The following is a 23,367-nucleotide window of genomic DNA, read 5'->3' as shown; positions in this document are numbered from 1 at the left end:
GAGTGGGCTTATAGAACTAACCAATCTCATCCGTCAACACACCCAACCAAAGTTTTTTGACATTTTTGTAACAGGTTGAAAATGAAGGGCTTTTGGCGTTCATCTCCAGAAACGAAGAAATTCGCCGCCCGAATGGGTGGTTTTTGAGATTCGTTTTCGCCGAATCCCGAAGAATGGCTTCGGCGAGGGAGACAAGGCTTATATGGGGCGCCCGGCGCAGAATTCCAGGTGCTTGCCTATGCCACGCCTCACTCGCTAGTTTGCGATGAAGAACGATGCGCCGGAGTGAAGAATGCTTGTCCTCGATGAAGAACAGACGCGTGCGGCCCTGCCCTGGCCGGAACTGATCGAGGCGATCGCCCGCATGTTCCAGAGCGAATGCGTTATGCCGGTGCGCCATCACCATGAGATGGAGGTGCCGGATGAGGAGAGCGCCACACTGCTGCTGATGCCGGCCTGGGTTCCCGGACACTATGCCGGGGTGAAGACGGTCTCGGTCTTTCCAGGCAATGTGCGGCGGGGCCTGCCGGCAATCTTCGGAACCTATCTTCTTTCCTCCGGCGCCACCGGCGAGATGCTTGCCGCAATCGACGGCGGCGAGTTGACCGCGCGGCGGACGGCGGCTGCATCGGCGCTTGCGGCCCGTCATCTCGCCCGCCCCGACGCGGAAGAGTTGCTCGTCTGCGGAACCGGGCGGCTGTCGCTCAACCTGATGCTGGCCCACGGCACGACCCGGCCGATCAAGAGGTACCGGGTCTGGGGCCGCAACGGCCAAGCGGCGGAAAAGATCGCAGCCGAAGCCCGGGCGCTCGGGCTGGATGCCGAGGCGGTCGCGGATGTCGAAGCCGCAGCGCGGACGGCCGATATCATTTCCTGCGCCACGCTTTCCAGCGCGCCGCTGATATCTGGCGAATGGCTGAAGCCCGGCGCCCATCTCGATCTCGTCGGCGCCTTCAAGCCGAGCATGCGCGAAAGCGATGACGAGGCCATCCGACGTGCTTCGATCTATGTCGATACCCGCGCCGGCGCCATCAGCGAGGCGGGCGATATCGTCCAGCCGCTGAAAAGCGGTGTGCTGAAGGAAGAGGACATCAGGGCAGAACTTGCGGAACTCGTCAGCGGCGTCCATAGCGGACGAAGCCATGAGGCTGAGATCACGCTGTTCAAGTCGGTGGGGGCAGCTTTGGAAGATCTCGCCGGTGCCATTCTTGCCTATGAGACAGTGACAGGCCGAAAGTGACAATCAGTGCATCCTTGCCGGAACTTCCGGTTTCACATGTCCTGCCGGCCGTCGGTGCCGCGTTGGCCGAGAAGCGGCGCGCCGTTCTTTCCGCCCCGCCCGGCGCCGGCAAGACGACGCTGGTGCCGCTTTACCTGCTCGGCCAGGGCTGGCGCGGCGACGGCAAGATCATCCTGCTGGAGCCGCGGCGGCTGGCGGCGCGGGCGGCGGCAGACCGGATGGCATCGCTGATCGGCGAACAGGTCGGCGGGACGGTCGGCTACCGCATGCGCCTCGACAGCAGGATATCGGCAGCGACACGGATCGAGGTGGTGACCGAAGGGGTTTTTGCCCGGATGATCCTCGACGATCCGGAGCTGACCGGTGTCTCGACGGTGATCTTCGACGAATTCCATGAGCGTTCGCTGGACGCAGACTTCGGACTCGCTTTGGCGCTCGACGTCCAGTCGGCGCTGCGCGAGGATCTGCGTATCCTGGTCATGTCGGCGACCCTCGACGTCGAACGCGTGGCCGCCCTGCTCGACCACCCACCGGTGATCGAAAGCCTGGGGCGCAGCTTTCCGATCGATATTCGTTACCAGGACCGGACGGGCGGCGAACGCATCGAGGACGTTGTCACGCGGGCGATACTCGATGCCCATGCCAATGAGGCGGGCTCGATCCTCGCTTTCCTGCCCGGCCAGGCAGAAATCACGCGGACTGTGGAACGTCTGCAGGGACGATTCGGAGCCGAGACGCTGATTGCGCCGCTCTATGGCAATCTCAGCCAGAAGGAGCAGGATGCGGCAATCCGGCCGGCATCCCCAGGGACGCGAAAAATTGTGCTTGCGACGTCGATCGCCGAAACGTCGATTACCATCGACGGCGTCAGGATCGTGATCGACAGCGGGCTTCAGCGTCTGCCGGTGTTCGAGGCCTCGACTGGAATCACACGGCTGGAGACGGTGCGCGTGTCGCGGGCTTCGGCCGATCAGCGGGCCGGCCGTGCCGGACGAACGGAGCCGGGTATCGCCATAAGGCTATGGCACCAGGGACAGACGGCGGCACTGCCGGCCTTCATACCACCGCAGATCCTTTCCAGCGATCTCTCGGGGTTGGTGCTCGACCTCGCACATTGGGGCGTTCAAGATCCGGCATCGCTTGCCTTCGTCGATCAGCCCCCGGAAACGACGCTGAGGGAAGCGCGGGTGCTGCTCGGCCAGCTCGGCGCTCTCGACAAGGACGGGGCGCTGACCGCGCGCGGCAAGGTGATGCGCGACCTGGCTTTGCCGCCGCGGCTTGCCGCCATGGTCGTCTCGGCGGGAGAAGCGGGACACGCCCGGGATGCGGCGATGATCGCCGTGCTTCTCACCGAACAGGGGCTTGGCGGAACGAGCATCGATATCGAGGAGCGGCTGCGACGCTTCAAGGCCGAGCGGGGCGAAAGAGCGGAGGCCTCGCGGCGGCTGGCGGGACGGCTGGCAAGCGGCCTCGACGGGGTTTACTCAACGGCGCCGGCGCTTGCCGGCCAGCTTCTGTTGCACGCATTTCCGGATCGAATCGCACTTCAGCGCGGCGGGCGCGGCCGATTCGTGATGGCGAACGGGCGGGGAGCGGAGCTGCCGGAAACCGAGAGGCTGGCCGGCAGCCAAATGCTGGTGATTGCCGACCTGACCGGACGGGCGGCGCAGGCGCGGGTTCTGGCGGCAGCCGAGGTGACGCGTGGCGACGTTGAAGCCGAGCTTCCCGGCGAGATCAAAACCGGCGATCAGATATTCTTCGACCGGCAGAGCCGGCAAGTCAGGGCGCGGCGGGCGACCCGGTTGGGTGCAATCGTCTTCGACGAGACGCCCCTGCCGCGACCTTCCGGGCCAGCAGTCACCCAGGCGCTGGTGGAGGGGGTGCGCGAGCTGGGGCTCGATCAGCTTGCCTTCTCGAAGGAGGCCGTGCAGCTGCGCGAGCGGATCGGATTCCTTCACCGGATGATCGGCGAACCCTGGCCTGATGTTAGCGACGGCGCCCTGCTTTCCCGGCTGGACGAGTGGTTCGGCCCCTTTCAGACCGAGGCCCGCGGCCTTTCCGAGATTTCGGCAGCCGGGCTTTCGAACGGGCTGATATCGCTGGTGCCGCACGAATTGCAGCGCGACCTTAGCCGACTTGCGCCGACCCACTTCGAAGCGCCGACCGGCCAAAGGCATCCGATCCAATATGAGGGCGAGGAGCCGGTGCTGACGATCCGCGTGCAGGAGCTGTTTGGACTGAAGCAGCACCCAGCCATTGCCGGTGGCCGCCTGCCGTTGCTGCTCGAGCTCACCTCGCCGGCGCACCGGCCGATCCAGACGACACGCGACCTGCCGGGCTTCTGGGCCGGCTCGTGGAGGGATGTGCGTGCGGATATGCGCGGCCGCTATCCCCGGCATCCCTGGCCGGAGCGACCGGAGGATGCGTTGCCGACGACACGGGCAAAACCGCGTGGTACATGAGGGCCATTGAAGGAGCCCTCGGCATGATCGACAAGCCTGGCATGATCGACAAGACGGAAGGCTATACGCTGGAGGACCGGCACAACAGCCGCAGGCTGCGCCTGCAGACGCTGGTGCGGCTGCGCTGGCTTGCCGTCGGCGGACAGGCGCTGACGGTGTTCATCGTTGCCTTCTGGCTGAAATTTTCCTTGCCGCTGATTGCCAGCTCTTCGCTGATCGCCGCCTTGGCCTGGGTGAATTTTTACCTGACGATCCGCTATCCACCGACGCATCGGCTAGAACCGTCAGCCGCCTTTGCCCTGCTCGGCTTCGACCTTTTGCAGCTCTGCGCGCTGCTCTTCATTACCGGCGGCCTTGCCAATCCTTTCGCAGCGCTCGTCTGCGTGCCCGTCATCATTTCCTTTGCCTCGCAGCCGATCCGCTACAGCACCGCGCTGATCGGCTTTGCGATGGTCTGCATCACGGTGCTTGCCTTTTCGCCCTTCCCGCTGCCCTGGTTCGACGGGGTCGAGATCAATGTGCACAACGTTATGCAGTTCGGTGTCTGGTGCTCGATCGCCTCGACGATGGCGTTTGCCGCCTTCTATGCCTATCGGGTTTCGATGGAAGCGAGCCAGCTTGCCGATGCGCTGGCGGCGACCGAACTGGTGCTGCAGCGGGAAAAGCACCTCTCCCAACTCGATGGGCTGGCGGCTGCGGCCGCCCATGAACTCGGTACGCCACTTGCGACGATCAGCGTCGTCGCCAAGGAAATGGAGCGGGAACTCAAGGACGACGATCGTTTCCGCGAGGACGTGATGCTGCTGCGCAGCCAGAGCGAACGCTGCCGCGACATCCTGCGGCGGCTGACGACGCTTTCCTCCGAAGGCGAGGCGCATATGCGCCGGCTGCCGCTTTCCTCGATGATCGAGGAGATCGTCGCCCCGCACCGGGAATTCGGTATCGCTCTCGAGCTCATCGAAAAGAGCCCGCGCAAGGGTGAGCCGGTCATCGACCGCAATGCCGGCATCATGTACGGGCTCGGCAACCTGATCGAAAACGCCATCGATTACGCGCGGGAGAAAGTGACCGTCACCGTCGAGCACGATCACGACAAGGTGCTGATCGTCATCGAAGACGACGGCAACGGTTATGCGCCTGATATTCTGACGCGGATCGGCGAGCCCTATGTGACCAAGCGGCAGAAGGAGGATACGGCCGGTGGCCTCGGGCTCGGGCTTTTCATCGCCAAGACGCTGCTGGAGCGCTCGGGGGCGTCGCTGGTTTTCGAGAACCGCGATCCGGAAAGTGCGGGCGCGCGCATCCGAATCGAATGGCCGCGCATGCTGATCGACGCAAATTCGACAAAATGACTTTGTCGGCATAAACAGGATATAGCGGTTAACGCAGATCGGGCGCTCAACCGCCGGGACCGAGACGATGACAGAACAGAATCATGACAATTTCGCCGCGTCGGACGAGGATCATATCGGTCCCGACGCCAGCCTGCTGATCGTCGACGACGACGGGCCGTTCCTGCGCCGCCTGGCGCGGGCGATGGAGACGCGCGGCTTCCAGGTGGAGACGGCCGAATCAGTGGCGGAAGGCGTTGCGAAGTCGAGAGGCCGGCCGCCGAAATATGCGGTGGTCGATCTTCGGCTCGGCGACGGCAACGGGCTCGACGTCATCGAGGCGATCCGCCAGCGACGCGACGACACCAGGATCATCGTGCTGACCGGCTATGGCAATATCGCAACGGCGGTGACGGCCGTGAAGCTCGGCGCTGTCGACTACCTCGCAAAGCCTGCGGATGCCGACGACGTGTTTTCGGCGCTGACGCAGCGGCCGGGCGAAAAGGCCGAGCTTCCCGAAAATCCGATGTCGGCCGACCGGGTGCGCTGGGAGCATATCCAGCGGGTCTATGAAATGTGCGAGCGCAATGTTTCCGAAACGGCGCGCCGGCTCAACATGCACCGGCGGACGCTGCAGCGTATCCTTGCCAAACGCGCGCCGAAATAGGCAGCATAGCGCGGCATCAGACATCATCCACGTTGAACGGTTTTCCGTTCGCCCATTCGGCCATCAGCAGCCTTTGTGCGGCGGCGCGCGAGAAATTAAGCGTGACCGACTTGCGCGTGGCGGGCGCCATGCGGTGCTCCGGCGCCTCGCGAATCATATGGGCGCCATAACCATCCGACAGGAACAGCCCGCATTCCTCAGGAAAGATCTCCAGCGGCACATCCTGGTGAGTCGCAAAGAACAGGCGGTCGCAATGCAGCCTGTATTCCGGCCATTTGCGATCCACCCTGAAATCCTCGATCGACGTCTTGATTTCGATGATCCAGACCTCGCCCTTTTCCGAAAGCGTGATCAGATCGGCGCGGCGGCCGCTGGCCAGCGGCAGTTCGGGCAGCACGGCGTGACGCATTTCATGCAGCAATATCTGCGTTCCGCGCCGCACCATCATGGCCCTGTCCGATTGCCGGCCATCGATTAACGGATTGTTATTGTAAACGCTCAAAATCGTCATGGATAACCATCAGAGGGGCTGGCGCGTTGTTGCAAAAAAACCATGCGCTTCTAATTTGCGCGGCAGACGGATTTGTCGCGCTGCAGCAGCCTTGCAAAGCGCAAGTTAATCGAAAATAAACCATAATCAACGATGGTCGAAAGACCATTCTCCCTTGCCCCAAAACTTCAAGAGTCCTCCATGCGCATCTGCAATGCATTCCCTGTATTTGGCCTGCTGGCGACGCTCGCCCTGGCCGGTTGCTCCACGACATCAGACAGCGCATCCGCCGACGACAAGGGCGCAGGCCCGACGGTACAGACAGCACAGATCTTCAACGACGCCTACGGCGTGACGAAGGATGCCGGGTACTCCCTGCCGGCGATCCCGATCGACAGGGTCAAGCCGCAGTTCCGCCGCCAGGTCGTCAGCTACCAGACCACCGAGCGCCCCGGTACGATCATCGTCAACACGCGCGAGCGCTTCCTCTATTACATCCTGGCCAACGGCAAGGCGATGCGCTACGGCATCGGCGTCGGCAAGCAGGGCTTCGCATGGGCCGGCACCGCCTACGTCGCCTGGAAGCAGGAATGGCCGAACTGGCACCCGCCAAAGGAAATGGCCGTCCGCCGGCCCGATCTCGCCAAGTACGTCGAAGACGGCATGGGCCCGGGCCTCACCAATCCTCTCGGCGCACGCGCCATGTATCTCTTCAACGAGGACGGCAAGGACACGCTCTTCCGCCTGCACGGCACGCCGGAGTGGGCCTCGATCGGCACCGCCGCTTCCTCGGGCTGCATTCGCCTGATGAACCAGGATGTCATCGATCTCTACAGCCGCGTCCGTCCCGGCAAGGGCACGTCCAAGGTCGTCGTCATTCAGTAAGCTAATTATCGAATTCGGTATAAAAAAGGCCGCCAGGACTGTCGTTCCGGCGGCCTTTTTTTAGAGCCTTTCCGGGTTAGATTGCAGCATTCTGTTGGCTCAAACGGAGTCGGATGGTCGACCGGCCGGCGCGCGTCGTAGCCCAGTTCTACGGCCAAGCCGGCCGGTCGATCAGCCGGCCCGTTTCAGCCAACCCCCCGCAGATTTGCATGGCAAATCTGCAAGCCTTAGAATCGCCGGACGCACCTATCGCTTCGCTTTGGCGAAGCGGTGCGGCCGGTGGGCCGGGCATCTTTCCGCCAGGATCAGAGGCGATCGGCTAGGACGTACCAAGAGGTATGCCCGTCGCCAATCGCCTCTGCCTTGACGAAAACCTGCTCCGGCAGAATGCTGCAATCTAAACCGGAAAGGCTCTAGTTCTCCGTCGAGCCGTCACGCGGCCTGTTTCGCCTTGAGTTCGAGGCGACGGCGGTGAAGCACCGGCTCGGTGTAGCCGTTCGGCTGTTCCCTACCCTTCAAGACGAGATCGAGGGCAGCCTGGAAGGCGATCGAATCATCGAAATTGCCGGCCATCGGCTGATAGGCGGGATCCGACGCATTCTGCCGATCGACGACGGCGGCCATGCGCTTCATCGTCTCGACAATCTGAGCTTCGCTGACAACCTTGTGGTGCAGCCAGTTCGCCATATGCTGGGCCGAAATGCGCAATGTAGCGCGATCTTCCATCAGCCCGACATTGTTGATGTCGGGCACCTTCGAGCAACCGACGCCCTGATCGACCCAGCGCACAACATAACCAAGGATGCCTTGAGCATTGTTGTCGAGCTCGCGCTGGATTTCCTCCGGCGTCCAGTTCGGCCGCACCGCGACCGGTACGGAGAGAATGTCGGACAGCTTGGCGCGGGCGCGATCCTTCAGTCCCTGCTGGACACGGGCGACGTTAACCCGGTGGTAATGGGTGGCGTGCAGGGTTGCCGCCGTCGGCGACGGCACCCAGGCGGTGTTGGCGCCGGCCTTCGGGTGGGCGATCTTCTGTTCGAGCATCGCCGCCATCAGATCCGGCATCGCCCACATGCCCTTGCCGATCTGGGCGTGGCCGGAAAGGCCGCATTCGAGGCCGATGTCGACATTCCAGTTCTCATAGGCGGAAATCCACGCCGCCTGGCGCATGTCGCCCTTGCGAATCATCGGGCCGGCTTCCATCGAAGTATGGATCTCATCGCCGGTGCGATCAAGGAAGCCGGTATTGATGAAGACGACGCGCTCGCGGGCAGCGCGGATACATTCCTTGAGGTTGACAGTCGTGCGGCGCTCCTCATCCATGATGCCCATCTTGATGGCATTGCGCGGCAGGCCAAGCGCATCTTCGACCCGCGAGAAGATTTCGACGGCGAAGGCGACTTCGTCGGGGCCGTGCATCTTCGGCTTGACCACATACATGGAGCCGGTGCGGGAATTCTTCCGCCGCCCGGATGGGCCGATATCGTAAAGCGCGATCAAGCCGGTGATCACGGCATCCATGATGCCTTCAGGCACGTCGTTGCCGCCGCGGTCGAAGATCGCCGGGTTGGTCATGAGGTGGCCGACATTGCGCACCAGCATCAGCGAGCGGCGATGCACCTCGAAGGAGGTGCCGTCCGGACCGGAATATTGCAGATCCGGATTGAGCCTGCGGATGAAGCTCGCTCCGCCCTTTGCCACTTCTTCCTGCAGATCGCCTTTCATCAGGCCGAGCCAGTTGCGATAGACGACGACCTTGTCTTCGGCATCGACAGCGGCAATCGAATCCTCGCAGTCCATGATTGTCGTGATTGCCGATTCCAGCCAGACATCGGAAATATGAGCCGGATCGGCTTTCCCGATCGCGGTCGCTGCATCGATGACGATTTCGATGTGAATGCCGTTGTTCTTCAGGAGAATATGCGTTGGCGCGGTCGGATCTCCGCGGTAGCCGGCAAAATGGCTGCCGTCCGTCAGCATGGCCTGCTCGCCGTCGATCGATCTGACGACCAGCGCTCCATCCTTGACGGCAAAGCTTCCGACGTCCTTCCAGCGGCAGTCCTGCAACGGCGCTGACGTATCGAGGAAATCGCGGACCCAGGCGATGACCTTCTCGCCGCGCTTCGGATTGTAGCCCTTACCTTTCTCGGCACCGTCGCTCTCGGGAATCGCGTCCGTACCGTAGAGCGCATCATAGAGCGAGCCCCAGCGAGCATTGGCGGCGTTCAAGGCGTAACGGGCGTTCATGACGGGAACGACGAGCTGCGGGCCGGCGATCGAGGCGATCTCCGGATCGACATTGTCGGTCGAAACCTGGAAGTCGGAACCTTCGGGCAGGAGATAGCCGATTTCGCGGAGGAAGGCCTGGTAGTCGTCCATATCCGCCGGGGCGCCGTGCCTGCGATACCAGTCGTCGATCTTTACCTGCAGCTCGTCGCGTTTTGCCAGCAGCGCACGATTTTTAGGGGCGAGATCGTGGACTACAGCCGAAAAATCGGCAAAGAACTTGTCCGCATCGACCGCCAGGCCCGGCAGCACCTCTTTGACGAGGAAATCATGAAGGACGGTTTCGATGGCAAGACCGTTCTTATCAACGCGACTCATGCGGCATTCTCCCTGGCAACGACTTTGAATGCTGCCACTTTGCCCGGCTTTCATTCACAGTCAATTCTGCAATAATTCGAAAGATTTATGCCCTCGTGGAAATTATGCGCGGCGTCACGCGCATCGGCAGCCCGTTCTGCGGCTGCGTCGTCAGTTTCTGCACCGGCCAGGGATTGGTCGATTCCGTCTGATCGAAGCGGAAGCGATGCATCATGACTGCAAGCGCAATCACCGCCTCCTGCAGCGCGAAGGTTGCGCCGATGCAGACACGCGGGCCAGCACCGAATGGCAGAAACTGGAAGCGGCCGATGCTGCCGCGATTTTCGGGCAGGAAGCGTTCCGGCATATAGGCGCGCGGTTTTTCCCAATAGAGTTCATGGCGATGCAGTGTCCAGGGCATGATGAGCACGGTGATATCGGCCGGTATCTCGATCTTCTCGCCCTTGGCATTCGTCCAGACATCATCGGCGATCGCGGCGCGATTGATCGAGGGCGCGGGCGGGTAGAGTCTCAGCGCTTCCTCAAACGCCGCCCGCGTGACCGGCAGCAGATCCAGCCATTCCACAGGCTCGGCGCCGGTTCCCTGAACAGCGTCGATCTCCGTCTCCATCGCTTCGCGGATATGCGGACTGTTGGCGACGCAATAGACCGTCCAGGCAAGCGCACGCGCGGTCGTTTCATGCCCGGCGCCGATGAAGGTCAGAATATTGTCCTCAATCTCCTCCTTGGTCAGGCCGTCGGGACCGGCCTGCTCCAAAAGCAGCGTCAGAAAATCTTCCGGTGCGGCTCGATCGGCCCTCATCTTCGCGAGCCGCATATCCATGGTATCGCGGACGATCGCTCTGAATTTCTCTAGCACCTTCTGACCGCCGATGCGTGTCACGCGTGGAACCCAGGAAGGCGCGCGCAGCAGGTCCATCGGGTCGACTCGGCCCATGCGGTGGAGAAGTTGATTGACGTCTTCGGCGAAATGGCCGCTCGAGGAGACGATTTCGCCGGAGAAGAGTGTTTCGGCAAGAATCGCAAAGGTCAGATCGGTCATGTCGGTGGCGATATCGAAAACTTGGCCAGCCGCATGGACGTCTTGGTATTTGCGAACATAGTCCTCCGATTGCCGCAGCATCTGGCCGGCAAAACCTTTCGCGTGGCGCGGCGTGAAGACGGGGGCGATCGCTTTTCGCGACCGTTTCCAGACCTGGCCCTCCGCCGTCAGCAGACCGTCGCGCAGGATCGGCCGCAGCACCAGCTGACGAATGTCGGACATGCGGTAGTTGCCGGCGTTGTCGACCAGCACGTGCTTGATCAGCCCAGGATCGTTGACGATTAGCGTGTGTTGGCCGAAGAAACTCGTCTTGATCCAGGGCAGCGTGTAGGACGGTTCGCCCCAGAGTTCGAGCGGATTGCGCAGGATGATGCGGATGATTTCCAGCCGGCTCGGCGGCACGGTGCGCGGCAGCGGTGCTGGCGGAACGAAGGGGTCCGGACGCATGTCCATCGTCAAAGCCTTTCAGGGAAGATCTAGGCCTTCCCGGCAAGCTTGAAGCTAGAGCAGGCCCTTGAGTTCGTCCAGCTTGTCGTTGATCAGCCAGCCGTAATAATTCTCCTCGGGCCAGACGGTCGCGCCGCCGCCGCGGTTCTTCGCAGCAAGGGCTGCGGCGCGCTGGCGCGAATTGCCGACATTATAAAGCGTCGCCGTCAGGCCGGGATTGCCTGAGATATCCATGCCGGCGATCTCCTTGTAATCGTCGATCGACCTGCGGATCGAGGCCGCGACGAAGGCGAGCGAGATATCGGGATCCATGATGGCCCTGTAGACGGCGCCGGCATTCTTTTCGTTCAGCTTTGGATAACCGGACACGCGGGTCACGAGATCGGAGAGCATCAGCGCCGTCAGCGGATTGACCTGGCCGAGGCCGAAGGTCTGACCGGCATAGAAGGGCTGGAAGAAGACCGCGCTGAAACGGTTGTTGGGGAAGCTTGTGCCATCAACCGTCTTGCCGCGGAAATCGCTTTCCCAGACATCTTCGCGGCAGGACCAAAGCGTGTAGGAATCGCTCTTGCCCTTGCATTCGGAAAATTGCGGCCGCGCCACGAATTCGTCGACGCTTTCGCCGTCATAGGCGAAGCGGAAGCTTTCTCCGGCATAGGAGGCGGCTTTGACATAGTAGGCCTGCAACCGGTCGTAGGCGTCGACATTATAGGTGTGTTCGCCGACGATCGCGCCGACGACATGGATGGGATTGATGCCGTAAGCGCTGGAGACCTTGCGGATCTTGCCCATCAGCTCGCGGTCGGTCGCCAGAAGCTCATGAACTTTTACGTATTTCAGATCGAAGCTGCTCTTGGTACCCTTGGTGCGCCTGATGGAAGCGCCCGGAATATCGGGCTGCTCGGCGTGACGATTTCCAGCCGGCACCGTTTGCATTGCGAAGGCAGGCGCCGAATTCAACAGGGCAACGGCAATCATAAGGCTTGTCAAAAGGCGTCGCACGATCCGTTATCCCGTCCGTTCATCGTCTTGTTTGCGATGCGGCTGCCTGGACCAGAATCTTGGCCGAATAAAGCCGGAGCGGAAAACAAACGGGCCTTCACTAGAAAGTAAAAGGCCCGCTGTCGAGAGTCGCGTTCGTCACAATCCGTCATTCATGCCGGGAAAGGCATGAAGCGGTGCGCCGATATCACAGAATGAAGCGCGAGAGATCGGTATTCTGTGCGAGATCGCCGACATGTTCGCGCACATAGGCCGCGTCGATCGTCACGGCCGTCCCGCCCCGATCCGGCGCGTTGTAGGAAATATCGTCCAGCACCCGCTCCATCACCGTCTGCAGACGGCGTGCGCCGATATTTTCGACCGAGGAGTTCAGATGCACGGCGACATCGGCAAGCGCGTCGATTGCGTCGTCGGTGAATTCGAGGCTCAGGCTCTCGGTTTCCATCAGCGCGCGGTACTGGCGGATGAGGCTTGCTTCCGTCTCGGTCAGGATCCGGCGGAAATCATCCTTGTTCAACGGACGCAATTCGACGCGGATCGGCAGGCGGCCCTGCAGTTCCGGCAGAAGATCCGACGGCTTGGAGACATGAAAGGCGCCGGAAGCGATGAACAGGATATGGTCCGTCTTGACGGGACCGTACTTGGTCGAAACCGTCGTGCCTTCGACGAGCGGCAATAGGTCGCGCTGGACGCCTTCGCGCGAAACGCCGGCGCCCATGCCGCCGTCGCGGGCGGCGATCTTGTCGATTTCGTCGAGGAAGACGATACCGTCGTTCTCGGTGGAGCGAACGGCCTCGCGCTGGATCACTTCGTTGTCGATCAGCTTGTCGGATTCGTCGCGGATCAGGTCACTATACGAGGCCTTGACGGTGGTGCGGACTTTTTTGGTGCGCCCGCCCATTGCCTTGCCGAACATTTCCGACAGGTTCAGCACGCCGATATTGGCCCCCGGCATGCCGGGAATTTCGAAGCCGCCCATGCCGGAACCGGCATCGGCCACCTCGATATCGATTTCCTTATCGTCAAGTTCGCCGTCCCGGAGCTTTTTGCGGAAGTTTTCGCGCGTGGCAGGCGATGCTGTCGTGCCGACCAGCGCATCGAGCACACGCTCCTCGGCGCTCACATGCGCCTTGGCCTGCACTTCGGCCCGCTTCTTCTCGCGCACCAGACCGATGCCAACCTCGACCAGGTCGCGGATGATCTGCTCGACATCGCGGCCGACATAGCCGACTTCGGTGAATTTGGTGGCTTCCACCTTGATGAAGGGTGCGCCGGCGAGTTTTGCCAAGCGGCGAGAGATTTCCGTCTTGCCGACGCCGGTCGGGCCGATCATCAGGATGTTCTTCGGCATGACTTCGTCGCGCAGGCTGGGGTCGAGCTGCTGGCGGCGCCAGCGATTGCGCAGCGCAATCGCAACGGCGCGCTTGGCGTCATGCTGGCCGATGATATAGCGATCGAGCTCGGAAACGATCTCGCGGGGGGAAAAAGTGGTCATTGCGTATCATTCTCCTGGCGGTCCAGGGCCATCAACAGCGCCCGGCCGTAATTCGTCGTTGTTTCGCCAAGTCCTTGAAAGCCCGCCTTGGTATAGGCTCTGATTGCGAATGCATTGTCAGGATGCGGATCGACGAGGATGCGCTGCGCGCCCTTTGCAAAGATCATATGGCAGAACACTATCATAAAGGCCGGTCCGTGACCCTTGCCCGCGAATTCCTCGATGCCGATGAACTGGTCGATGCCGTAGGTGCCCTTCGGCTGACCGGCGAGCGCTTCATCGTCCTCGTCGTCGAGATCGGCGGCCTGGATAAAAGCGAAGTCCTTTCCATTCAGCGTGACGATGAAGCACGAGACGGAAGCCGCATCGATATGCTTTTCCATCGAAGCCAGCGCCCTGGCCGGATCGCCCCACCAGCGCCTGACATGCCGGCTTTCCAGCCATTTGGCGAGGAGCGGCAGATCAGTCGCGGCAAGCGGCCGGAAGGCATAAGGTTCAGCCTTCGGCATCCAGCGATTCCACCACGACATTGTGGTTCGTGTAGACGCAAATGTCGGCGGCGATATCGAGAGCACGGCGGGCAATCTCTTCGGCCGATTTGTCGGTATCCATGAGTGCGAGGGCGGCCGCGAGGGCAAAATTGCCGCCGGAACCGATCGCCGTCGTGCCATGCTCCGGCTCCAGAACGTCGCCATTGCCGGTGATCGCCAGCGTGATCGACTTATCGGCGACGAGCATCATGGCTTCGAGATTGCGCAGGTATTTGTCGGTGCGCCAGTCCTTGGCGAGCTCGACGGCGGCACGCATCAATTGACCGGGATATTGCTCCAGCTTCTTCTCAAGCCTTTCGAGCAGAGTAAAGGCATCGGCAGTGGCGCCGGCGAAACCGGCGACGACTTCGCCCTTGCCGATACGGCGCACCTTGCGGGCATTGCCCTTCATGACGGTCTGGCCGAGGCTCACCTGGCCGTCGCCCGCCATCACCACCTTGCCGCCTTTTCGAACTGTAATGATTGTTGTCATAAAACACCTGTCTGCCGGGCCGCATGCCGACCCTGTTGAGCCCTATGTAAGTGGACTGGCGCCGATTGCAAATGGGCCGGCTTTTCTCTTGCCCGGCTTCTGGATATTTCCCGATGCGCCTGATAAGGAACGGCCTTATTCCCGATGGAGGGCCATATGGCCGAGACCGCAGCAAGCCGCACGGGCAGCGTTTCCCGCAAGACCAACGAAACCTCGATTTCCGTTTCCGTCAACCTCGACGGCACCGGCAAATCGACGATTTCAACGGGTGTCGGCTTCTTCGACCATATGCTCGACCAGCTTTCCCGACATTCCCTCATCGACATGGAGATCGATGCCAAGGGCGACCTGCATATCGACGACCATCATACGGTTGAAGATGCCGGCATCGCCATCGGCCAGGCGATCTCCAAGGCGCTCGGCGACCGGCGCGGCATCACCCGCTATGCGTCGATCGATCTCGCCATGGATGAGACGATGACCAAGGCTGCTGTCGATCTTTCCGGCCGTCCGTTCCTCGTCTGGAATGTCGGCTTCAGCGCTCCGAAGATCGGCACTTTCGACACCGAGCTCGTTCGCGAATTCTTCCATGCGCTCGCCCAGAATGCCGGCATCACCTTGCATATTCTCAACCATTATGGCGCCAACAATCACCATATTGCCGAGACATGCTTCAAGGCCGTTGCCCGCGCGTTGCGCACGGCAACAGAGATCGATCCGAGACAGGCAGGCCGTGTTCCCTCGACCAAGGGCACGCTCGTCTGAGCCCTTCAAGGGAGCGGCGACAATGACATCCAGCTATATCTTCCTGACACCGCCCGGCAGCACGAGCGCCACGGTCGATGAGACTCGAACCATCCGCGACGGCTTCACGCTGTTCGGCTTCCTGTTTCCATGGGCTTGGCTGCTGGCACATCGGCTTTGGCTGCATGCGGCCGCCGCCTTTCTGCTGCAGGGGATCGGTGGCGCGCTTATGGACGAACCGGGCCTCGGGGCGGCGGGGGCAGCAATCCTGTTGGGCGTGAATATTCTGGTCGGTCTCGAGGGCCAGAATTTCCGAGTCCGCAACCTTGCCGCCAAGGGTTGGAATGAAGACGAACTCATTGCAGCCGATACGATCGGCATTGCTGAGCAGATCTATTTCTCGGACAGGGTTGTCATCGCGGATAGCGACGACGCAGCGGCACCGGACTGGCAGAACAGGGGCCGTCCGAACAGTCCGCACGGCCATGCAACGTCGCTTGGTCTCTTTGGTTTTGATGGAGGACGCTGACGATGCGCGTCGCGATTATCGACTATGGCTCCGGTAACCTGCGCTCGGCGACCAAGGCTTTCGAGCGTGCCGCCCGCGAAGCTGGCATCGATGCCAATATCGATCTCACCGACAGGGCGGAGGATGTTGCCGCGGCCGATCGTATCGTGCTCCCCGGTGTCGGTGCCTATGCCGATTGCCGGCGCGGCCTCGATGCCGTGCCTGGGATGGCCGAGGTGCTGATCGAGGCGGTCGAGAAGAAGGCACGACCGTTCCTCGGCATTTGCGTCGGCATGCAGCTCATGTCCTCGCGCGGCCTCGAGAAGACCGTGACGCACGGCTTTAACTGGATCCCCGGTGACGTCGTCGAGATGACGCCTGATGATCCCGCGCTGAAGATCCCGCAGATCGGCTGGAACACGCTCGACCTAAAGCGCGAACATCCGCTTTTCGATGGTATTCCGACGGGGTCAGAAGGGCTGCACGCCTATTTCGTGCATTCCTACCATCTTGCCGCTGAAAACGCCGAGGATGTTATTGCGACAGCCGATTATGGCGGTCCGATGACAGCTTTCGTCGGACGCGCCAACATGGTCGGAGCACAGTTTCACCCTGAAAAGAGCCAGAAGCTCGGCCTGGCGCTAATCGCCAATTTCCTGCGCTGGAACCCGTAGAGCCTGCTCAGGCAATTCAGGATGCAAAACCGCTGCGCAGTTTTGCAGGAATTGCTTCAAGGGCTGGCTTTTAATACAGCCGCCTTATTTCCTAGAGCATGATGCCGAAAAGTGTGCGCGGTTTTCGGACGACATCATGCTCTGACTATATAATGTAGAACAGGATTCAAATTTAAGGCCGAACCGGCCTAAAATCATCCTGTTCGAGTAAGGAAATGACGGAACAGGAGTGCGCTCGATGCCAGCGTCACGGAAATCAGGCAAGGTGTTCTACACATTGCGGCCCTCCAGGGAAGGCTTGCCTCCCTTTTCCGATATCAAGCTTCCCGGTGGCACGATCATCCGCCGTGTCGACGAAGCCATTCATCGGAAAGCGCTTTCCAACGCAGCCAAGACGCTGAAAGAAAGGCTGGACCGATGATCCATGATTCTTTCCCCGCAAACGACGGTTCGAGCCGGCGGCAAAACGGGGTCAGCGCCGGCGACATCGCCGAGGCCGTGCTGGAATTTTATATCGAAGGTGAGGACGATCTGATCGGCCTGCTCGCCTATGCACTCTACGAGCGGCAAAAGCGCGATTTCGTTCTCAGCCACCGCAAGCGAAATGCCGGCCGTTCACCCGATGATGCCGAACTTGCCGCCGTCAACAGCAATTATCTCTCGACCGACCTGCGCAATACGTTGCGCGACCGCGCCTCGCAGATCCTTTCGAGTTATGCCGAAACCTATGTCGAGGCGATGGAGCCGCAGATCCGGCTGTCCGCCGTCAACAGCGATGCGTTGCGCCAGGTGCGAAACATCGAGAAGGCAATGAAGAGGCGCCTGGGCTTCTGGCGTCAGGTTCGTGCCGGCTTTGCCGTCACCTTGCTCCTCCTTCTGCTTTTCAGCGCGGCTGCCATTGCCGCTGTCTTTTTCCGCTCGGATATCGTAGATGCGTGGAATGCGCTGATGATACCGACCACTCTACGGACGTAAGACGACATGATCCTTTTTCCCGCGATCGATCTGAAAGGCGGCCAATGCGTCCGCCTGAAGCTCGGCGACATGCAGCAGGCGACGGTCTACAACACCGATCCGGCCGCCCAGGCGAGATCCTTCGAAGATCAAGGTTTCGAATGGCTGCATGTGGTCGATCTCGACGGCGCCTTCGCGGGACATTCGGCCAATGGCGATGCCGTCGAAGCGATCTTGAAGGCGACTGACAATCCAGTGCAGCTCGGCGGCGGCATTCGCACGCTCGATCATATCGAGGCCTGGCTGTCGCGCGGGCTGCGGCGCGTCATTCTCGGCACCGTCGCGGTCAGAAATCCGGCGCTGGTCATCGAGGCCTGCCGGAAATTTCCCGGTCATGTCGCCGTCGGTATCGATGCCAAGGGCGGCAAGGTGGCCGTCGAGGGTTGGGCGGAAGCCTCCGAACTCGGCATCATCGAACTCGCCAGGAAATTCGAGGGCGCCGGCGTCGCCGCGATTATCTACACCGATATCGACCGTGACGGCATTCTTGCAGGGATCAATTGGACCTCGACGTTGGAACTTGCCGACGCCGTCTCCATTCCCGTCATCGCCTCGGGTGGTCTTGCCTCTCTCGACGATGTTAGACGCATGCTGCAGCCCGATGCGAGGAAATTGGAAGGGGCGATTTCAGGCCGTGCGCTTTACGACGGCCGTATCGATCCCGAGGAAGCGCTGGCGCTGATCAAGGCGGCCCGGACCAAGGAGACCGCGTAAATGACCCTCAAGGCCCGTGTCATTCCCTGCCTCGACGTCAAGGACGGCCGTGTCGTCAAGGGCGTCAACTTCCTCAATCTCGTCGATGCCGGCGATCCCGTCGAAGCCGCGAAGGCCTATGATGCGGCAGGCGCCGACGAACTCTGCTTCCTCGACATCACCGCTTCCTCGGACAATCGCGAGACGATCTTCGATGTCGTGTCGCGCACGGCCGACCAATGCTTCATGCCGCTGACGGTCGGCGGCGGGGTGCGTACCATCGCCGATATCCGCAGACTGCTGCTGTGCGGCGCCGACAAGGTCTCGATCAATTCGGCAGCCGTCAGCAATCCTGATTTCGTTGCCGAGGCGGCCGACAAGTTCGGCGACCAGTGCATCGTCGTGTCGATCGATGCAAAGCGCAGGCGCACCCAGGCGGTCGGCGGCGACAATCTCAGCGCCTGGGAAATCTATACCCATGGCGGCCGCAACGCGACCGGCATCGATGCCATCGAATTCGCCCAAAAGATGGTGGCGCGCGGCGCCGGCGAGCTCTTGGTCACCTCGATGGACCGTGACGGCACCAAGGTCGGTTACGATCTGGAACTGACGCGAGCGATCGCCGATGCGGTGCGTGTGCCGGTGATCGCCTCCGGCGGCGTCGGCGATCTCGACGATCTCGTTGCCGGGGTGAAGGAGGGCCATGCCAATGCCGTCCTCGCCGCGTCGATCTTCCACTTCGGCACCTATTCCGTCAGCGAGGCGAAGCACTATATGTCGAAGTGCGGCATCGACATGCGTCTCGACTGAACCTTGAAAGCGGACATATGAGCGGATTTTCCCTTTCCGATCTCGAAAGCATCGTCGAAGAGCGATCGAAAGCCTCGCCGGAGCAATCCTGGACAGCCAAGCTTGTGGCCGCCGGTCAGCCGAAAGCGGCAAAGAAACTCGGCGAAGAGGCGATCGAAGCCGTGATGGCGGCGGTAACCGGCGACCGCGACAATCTGACCTACGAGGCCGCCGATGTGCTCTATCACCTATTGGTCGTATTGAAGATTGCTGAAATACCGCTAGAGAATGTCATGGCCGAACTCGAGCGCAGAACCGCGCAGTCCGGCCTCAAGGAAAAGGCCAGCCGGCAGACTTCATGAGTATCGCGACTGAGATTATCGGGGTGCCGGAAACGTTGGATCATTTCCAGTCGGAATCCTATTCGCCCTACCACTTCTTCTCTTCCGAACAATGGGCGAAATTCCGCGCCGACACGCCGTTGACGCTGACGAGCGACGAGGTCAAACGGCTGCGTTCGATGGGCGACCCGATTGATCTCGATGAGGTCCGGCGCATCTATCTGTCGCTGTCTCGGCTGCTCTCGGCACATGTCGAATCCTCGCAGATGCTGTTCGAACAGCGCAACCGCTTCCTCAGCCTGTCTGATGTGACGAAGACGCCCTTTGTCATCGGCATCGCCGGCTCGGTCGCTGTGGGAAAATCGACCACCGCCCGTATCCTCAAGGAGTTGCTGGGGCGCTGGCCTTCCAGTCCGAAGGTCGATCTCGTCACCACCGACGGCTTCCTGCATCCGAACGCCGTGCTGCAGCGGGAAAAGCTGATGCAGCGCAAGGGTTTTCCGGAAAGCTACGACACGGGTGCAATCCTGCGCTTTCTCTCGGCGATCAAGGCCGGGCGGCCGGATGTGAAGGCGCCCAGCTATTCGCACCTCGTCTACGACGTGCTGCCGGACGAATACAAGATCGTCGACCGGCCCGACATCCTGATCTTCGAGGGCATCAACGTGCTGCAATCGCGCGACCTGCCGGCCGGCGGCAAGATCGTGCCGATGGTCTCCGACTTCTTCGACTTTTCGATCTATATCGATGCCGCCGAAGACGAGATCCACAACTGGTATGTCACGCGCTTCATGCGGCTGCGCGAGACCGCCTTCCGCGATCCGAATTCCTATTTCCATCGCTATGCCTCGATATCAGATGCGGAAGCGCTCGAAATCGCCGAGGATCTTTGGGCCAACATCAACCTGAAGAACCTGCGGCAGAACATTCTGCCGACGCGTCCACGCGCCGATCTCATCCTGAAAAAGGGCAAGGATCACCTGATCGAACAGGTCGCGCTGCGAAAACTGTAGCAGCGATTGTGTTTTAGGAATTGACGCGGCGGAGCGTCAGATTGATGCGGCCGCCATTCTTCAGCAGCGTCGAAGTCGCCGGATGGATGCGGTCGACGCCATGGAAACACAACCTCCCCTCGCCGCCCAGTACGACCAGATCACCGCTCGAAAGCTTGAAAGATAGCGTGCGATCATTGCGGCTGAGGCCGCCGATGCGAAAGAGGCAGCTATTGCCGAGCGAGATCGAGATCACCGGGGCCTTGAGATCCGGTTCGTCCTTGTCCTGATGCAGGCCCATGCGCGCTTCGTCGGAGTAGAAATTGACGAGGCAGGCCTCCGGCGGCTTGTCGTAACCCGAAACGTCATTCCAGATATCGAGCAATTGCTGTGGCATATCAGGCCAGGGCCTGCCGGTTGCCGGATGCGTCGACTGGTAGCGATAGCCGCGTTCTTTGTCCGTCACCCAGCCGAGCGGCCCGCAATTGGTCATGCGCACGGACATCGGCTTGCCGGTGCCGGGCATGGCGGGCACATAAAGCGGCGCTTCGGCGACGACAGTGCGGATAATCTCGACCAATGCCTCCTGACGCGCGCGGTCGAGATAACCGGGGAGATGGCGAATGCCGGTCAAGAGCTCGGCCATGTCATTCACCACTGCCGCCGCCGGGTCGGCCGCGCATTTTCTTGACTTCGGAGCGACCGGATTTTTCCTTCAGGCGGCGTTCGACCGAACCCTTGGTCGGCTTGGTCTTCTTGCGCGGCGGCGGCGGTGGCTTGGCGGCCTCCAGGATCAGTTCCTTCAGCCGCTCGCGCGCATCCTCGCGGTTGCGGTCCTGGCTGCGAAACCGACTCGCCTCGATCATCAACACGCCGTCCTTCGACAAACGCCGGCCGGCGAGCTTGATCGCGTTGGTTTTGACACGATCATTGAGGGACGGCGAATTCGCGATGTTAAAGAACAGTTGGACGGCGGTTGAGACCTTGTTGACATTCTGCCCGCCGGGGCCGCCCGCCAGAATGAACTGTTCCGTCAGCTCCCATCCCGCGATGGTGATCCTGTCATCGATATAGAGCGCGTCGCTGGCCATGCGGCGTTCTATCTCACATCAGCGGCGAATTGAAAATATCGGCCGTCATCAAGAAAAACCCGGCAATCCTGCGATGCCGGGTTTCACGTGAGTCAGAAATTTCGTCTTATTCGGCAGCGACCTTGACGCCGGGGGCGGCATCGCGGACGCCGCCGTCGACATGATTTTCGAACTTGGCGAAGTTCGCGATGAACATCGAGACCAGCTTTTCGGCCTGCGCGTCATAGGCTGCCTTATCGGTCCAGGTCGAGCGCGGATCGAGAATGCTGCCGTCGACGCCGTCGACGGAGACCGGCACGGCGAAGCCGAAATTGGTGTCGGCACGGAATTCGGCCTGTCCAAGTTCGCCGGTCAGGGCGGCAGCGAGAAGCGCGCGCGTCGCCTTGATCGGCATGCGCTTGCCGGTGCCGTAGGCACCGCCGGTCCAGCCGGTATTGACAAGCCAGCATTGGACGCCATGACGACCAATCAGCTCCTTGAGCAGATTGCCGTATTCGGCCGGATGCCGCGGCATGAAGGGCGCGCCGAAGCAGGTGGAAAAGGTCGCTTCCGGCTCGACGACACCCTTTTCTGTGCCGGCCACCTTGGCGGTGTAGCCGGAGAGGAAGTGATACATCGCCTGGTCAGGCGTCAATCGGGCGATCGGCGGCATGACGCCGAAGGCATCGGCGGTCAACATGATGATCGTCTTCGGATGCCCGGCACGGCCCGTTTCCGAAGCGTTCGGGATGAAATCCATCGGATAGGCGCAACGGGTGTTCTCGGTCAGCGACGCGTCGTTGAAATCCGGCTCGCGGCTTTCGTTCAGCACGACGTTTTCCAACACGGTGCCGAAACGCTGTGTCGTCGCATAGATTTCCGGCTCGGCTTCGGCCGAAAGGCGGATGGTCTTGGCGTAGCAGCCGCCTTCGAAGTTGAAGATGCCGTTTTCGCTCCAGCCATGTTCGTCGTCACCGATCAGCGTCCGGGCCGGATCGGCCGAAAGCGTCGTCTTGCCCGTGCCGGAAAGGCCGAAGAAGACCGCCGCGTCACCCTCCGGGCCGACATTGGCCGAGCAGTGCATCGGCATCACGCCCTTGGCCGGCAGCAGGTAGTTGAGCACGGTGAAGACCGATTTCTTCATTTCGCCGGCATAGGAAGTGCCGCCGATGAGGACGAGACCGTTGGTGAGATCGCAGGCGATCACCGTTTCCGAACGGCAGCCGTGGCGAGCCGGATCGGCCTTGAAGCTCGGCAAATCGATGATCGTCAGCTTCGGGATGAAGCTCGACAGCGCTGCGGCGTCGGGGCGGATCAGCAGATTGCGGATGAACAGCGAATGCCAGGCGAATTCGGTCACGACGCGGGCCGGCAGGGCATGACCTTCCTCCGCGCCGCCGACGAGATCCTGGACGAAAAGCTCCTTGCCTGCGGCATGCGCCAGCATATCGTCGCGCAGCACGGCGAAATGCTCCGGCGAGATCGGCTTGTTGTTGTCCCACCAGATTTCGCCATCGGTATTGATATCGCGAACGACGAACTTGTCGCGTGGCGAACGGCCCGTGTGCTGGCCGGTGAGAGCCCGCAGCGCACCCTGAGCGGTCAGTTCGGCTTCGCCCCGGCGGATCGCTTCTTCATAGAGCGCGGCGGCGGAAAAGTTGTAGCGAACGCTGGCTGCGCCGCCCAATCCAGCCGTTGCCAGCTCTATTGCCGGGTTATGAACTCCGAACATTTCCATGGCTAGTTCCCTTCGCTCAGGCTCGTTGCCGTTAAAACTGAGCGTGAAAATACGGGCAGAAATTTTAAAACACAAGATCGAAAATTGGAGAAAATACAGTGATATCAAATAATTAA

General features: G+C 61.2%; 24 protein-coding genes. 14 read left to right on the top strand and 10 right to left on the bottom strand.

Annotated elements, in window-relative coordinates:
• The first annotated feature begins 292 nt into the window (after positions 1-292).
• The 4 genes from N2600_RS22615 to N2600_RS22600 all read left to right on the top strand — a co-directional run bounded on the left by N2600_RS22615 (position 293) and on the right by N2600_RS22600 (position 5,700).
• Positions 293-1,240 (top strand): ornithine cyclodeaminase family protein, encoded by a 948-nt coding sequence (locus N2600_RS22615; RefSeq protein ID WP_260297448.1) that lies wholly within the window; start codon positions 293-295, stop codon positions 1,238-1,240.
• Positions 1,237-3,702, top strand: coding sequence for an ATP-dependent helicase HrpB (gene hrpB, locus N2600_RS22610; RefSeq protein ID WP_260297447.1), 2,466 nt, complete (start codon positions 1,237-1,239; stop codon positions 3,700-3,702). Before N2600_RS22615 ends, hrpB begins: the two co-directional genes overlap by 4 nt.
• A 23-nt stretch (positions 3,703-3,725) precedes the next feature.
• Complete coding sequence (locus N2600_RS22605) at positions 3,726-5,054, top strand: ActS/PrrB/RegB family redox-sensitive histidine kinase (protein ID WP_311319294.1); 1,329 nt, start codon at positions 3,726-3,728, stop codon at positions 5,052-5,054.
• 67 nt (positions 5,055-5,121) lie between these two features.
• On the top strand, positions 5,122-5,700 hold the full coding sequence (locus N2600_RS22600) for an ActR/PrrA/RegA family redox response regulator transcription factor (protein WP_011649881.1): 579 nt from the start codon (positions 5,122-5,124) through the stop codon (positions 5,698-5,700).
• Between the two features lie 16 nt (positions 5,701-5,716).
• Here the strand turns inward: N2600_RS22600 and N2600_RS22595 are convergent, their stop codons facing one another.
• Positions 5,717-6,211, bottom strand: coding sequence for an MmcB family DNA repair protein (locus N2600_RS22595; protein WP_162114922.1), 495 nt, complete (start codon positions 6,209-6,211; stop codon positions 5,717-5,719).
• A 180-nt stretch (positions 6,212-6,391) separates the two neighbouring features.
• On the opposite strand from N2600_RS22595, the gene N2600_RS22590 reads away from it, so the two are divergent.
• Positions 6,392-7,075: a L,D-transpeptidase gene (locus tag N2600_RS22590; protein ID WP_017965961.1), complete on the top strand. Its 684-nt coding sequence runs from the start codon at positions 6,392-6,394 to the stop codon at positions 7,073-7,075.
• A 432-nt stretch (positions 7,076-7,507) separates the two neighbouring features.
• On the opposite strand, the gene N2600_RS22585 is transcribed toward N2600_RS22590, so the two are convergent.
• The 6 genes from N2600_RS22585 to hslV all read right to left on the bottom strand — a co-directional run bounded on the left by N2600_RS22585 (position 7,508) and on the right by hslV (position 14,688).
• Positions 7,508-9,679: a malate synthase G gene (locus tag N2600_RS22585; RefSeq protein WP_260297446.1), complete on the bottom strand. Its 2,172-nt coding sequence runs from the start codon at positions 9,677-9,679 to the stop codon at positions 7,508-7,510.
• Between the two features lie 85 nt (positions 9,680-9,764).
• Positions 9,765-11,174 carry a cytochrome P450 gene (locus N2600_RS22580; RefSeq protein ID WP_260297444.1) on the bottom strand — a complete coding sequence of 470 codons (1,410 nt, stop codon included), beginning with the start codon at positions 11,172-11,174 and terminating at the stop codon, positions 9,765-9,767.
• A gap of 48 nt (positions 11,175-11,222) precedes the next feature.
• Positions 11,223-12,170, bottom strand: a complete 948-nt coding sequence (locus N2600_RS22575; protein WP_260297443.1) for a DUF1402 family protein — start codon at positions 12,168-12,170, stop codon at positions 11,223-11,225.
• Positions 12,171-12,357: 187 nt separating this feature from the next.
• Entirely contained in the window at positions 12,358-13,665 is a 1,308-nt protein-coding gene (gene hslU / locus N2600_RS22570; protein ID WP_011649875.1) for an ATP-dependent protease ATPase subunit HslU, read from the bottom strand.
• Positions 13,662-14,174: an acetyltransferase gene (locus N2600_RS22565; protein ID WP_260297442.1), complete on the bottom strand. Its 513-nt coding sequence runs from the start codon at positions 14,172-14,174 to the stop codon at positions 13,662-13,664. The genes hslU and N2600_RS22565 overlap by 4 nt, the downstream gene beginning before the upstream one ends.
• On the bottom strand, positions 14,161-14,688 hold the full coding sequence (gene hslV, locus N2600_RS22560; RefSeq protein ID WP_017962666.1) for an ATP-dependent protease subunit HslV: 528 nt from the start codon (positions 14,686-14,688) through the stop codon (positions 14,161-14,163). Before hslV ends, N2600_RS22565 begins: the two co-directional genes overlap by 14 nt.
• 156 nt (positions 14,689-14,844) lie before the next feature.
• On the opposite strand from hslV, the gene hisB reads away from it, so the two are divergent.
• The 9 genes from hisB (at position 14,845) to coaA (ending at position 20,464) form a co-directional block, all read left to right on the top strand.
• Positions 14,845-15,453: an imidazoleglycerol-phosphate dehydratase HisB gene (gene hisB / locus N2600_RS22555; RefSeq protein WP_260297441.1), complete on the top strand. Its 609-nt coding sequence runs from the start codon at positions 14,845-14,847 to the stop codon at positions 15,451-15,453.
• A 22-nt stretch (positions 15,454-15,475) separates the two neighbouring features.
• Positions 15,476-15,961: a DUF2628 domain-containing protein gene (locus tag N2600_RS22550; RefSeq protein ID WP_222279858.1), complete on the top strand. Its 486-nt coding sequence runs from the start codon at positions 15,476-15,478 to the stop codon at positions 15,959-15,961.
• 2 nt (positions 15,962-15,963) lie between these two features.
• Positions 15,964-16,614, top strand: coding sequence for an imidazole glycerol phosphate synthase subunit HisH (hisH, locus tag N2600_RS22545; protein WP_162114928.1), 651 nt, complete (start codon positions 15,964-15,966; stop codon positions 16,612-16,614).
• Positions 16,615-16,852: 238 nt separating this feature from the next.
• The gene (locus N2600_RS22540) at positions 16,853-17,035 is read left to right on the top strand and encodes a hypothetical protein (RefSeq protein WP_032985170.1); all 183 of its coding nucleotides are present in this window, start codon (positions 16,853-16,855) and stop codon (positions 17,033-17,035) included.
• A complete protein-coding gene (locus tag N2600_RS22535) occupies positions 17,032-17,589 on the top strand; it encodes a hypothetical protein (RefSeq protein WP_260297440.1) in 558 nt (185 codons plus the stop codon). The genes N2600_RS22540 and N2600_RS22535 overlap by 4 nt, the downstream gene beginning before the upstream one ends.
• 6 nt (positions 17,590-17,595) lie before the next feature.
• Complete coding sequence (gene hisA / locus N2600_RS22530) at positions 17,596-18,342, top strand: 1-(5-phosphoribosyl)-5-[(5-phosphoribosylamino)methylideneamino]imidazole-4-carboxamide isomerase (RefSeq protein WP_017965972.1); 747 nt, start codon at positions 17,596-17,598, stop codon at positions 18,340-18,342.
• Positions 18,343-19,131 (top strand): imidazole glycerol phosphate synthase subunit HisF, encoded by a 789-nt coding sequence (hisF, locus tag N2600_RS22525; RefSeq protein ID WP_017965973.1) that lies wholly within the window; start codon positions 18,343-18,345, stop codon positions 19,129-19,131.
• 17 nt (positions 19,132-19,148) lie between these two features.
• The gene (locus tag N2600_RS22520) at positions 19,149-19,472 is read left to right on the top strand and encodes a phosphoribosyl-ATP diphosphatase (RefSeq protein WP_162114931.1); all 324 of its coding nucleotides are present in this window, start codon (positions 19,149-19,151) and stop codon (positions 19,470-19,472) included.
• Positions 19,469-20,464, top strand: coding sequence for a type I pantothenate kinase (coaA, locus tag N2600_RS22515; protein WP_003544165.1), 996 nt, complete (start codon positions 19,469-19,471; stop codon positions 20,462-20,464). Before N2600_RS22520 ends, coaA begins: the two co-directional genes overlap by 4 nt.
• Positions 20,465-20,477: 13 nt before the next feature.
• Here coaA and N2600_RS22510 read toward each other — a convergent pair whose 3' ends face one another.
• The 3 genes from N2600_RS22510 to N2600_RS22500 all read right to left on the bottom strand — a co-directional run bounded on the left by N2600_RS22510 (position 20,478) and on the right by N2600_RS22500 (position 23,251).
• Positions 20,478-21,089: an alpha-ketoglutarate-dependent dioxygenase AlkB gene (locus tag N2600_RS22510; protein WP_170260876.1), complete on the bottom strand. Its 612-nt coding sequence runs from the start codon at positions 21,087-21,089 to the stop codon at positions 20,478-20,480.
• Position 21,090: 1 nt separating this feature from the next.
• Positions 21,091-21,534: an alternative ribosome rescue aminoacyl-tRNA hydrolase ArfB gene (arfB, locus tag N2600_RS22505; protein ID WP_170260874.1), complete on the bottom strand. Its 444-nt coding sequence runs from the start codon at positions 21,532-21,534 to the stop codon at positions 21,091-21,093.
• Between the two features lie 106 nt (positions 21,535-21,640).
• Positions 21,641-23,251: a phosphoenolpyruvate carboxykinase gene (locus N2600_RS22500; protein WP_260297439.1), complete on the bottom strand. Its 1,611-nt coding sequence runs from the start codon at positions 23,249-23,251 to the stop codon at positions 21,641-21,643.
• Between the last annotated feature and the right edge of the window lie 116 nt (positions 23,252-23,367).

Source organism: Rhizobium sp. WSM1274 (assembly GCF_025200775.1).
GTDB lineage: Bacteria > Pseudomonadota > Alphaproteobacteria > Rhizobiales > Rhizobiaceae > Rhizobium > Rhizobium leguminosarum_I.
This window is presented reverse-complemented; position numbering and strand designations above follow the sequence as displayed.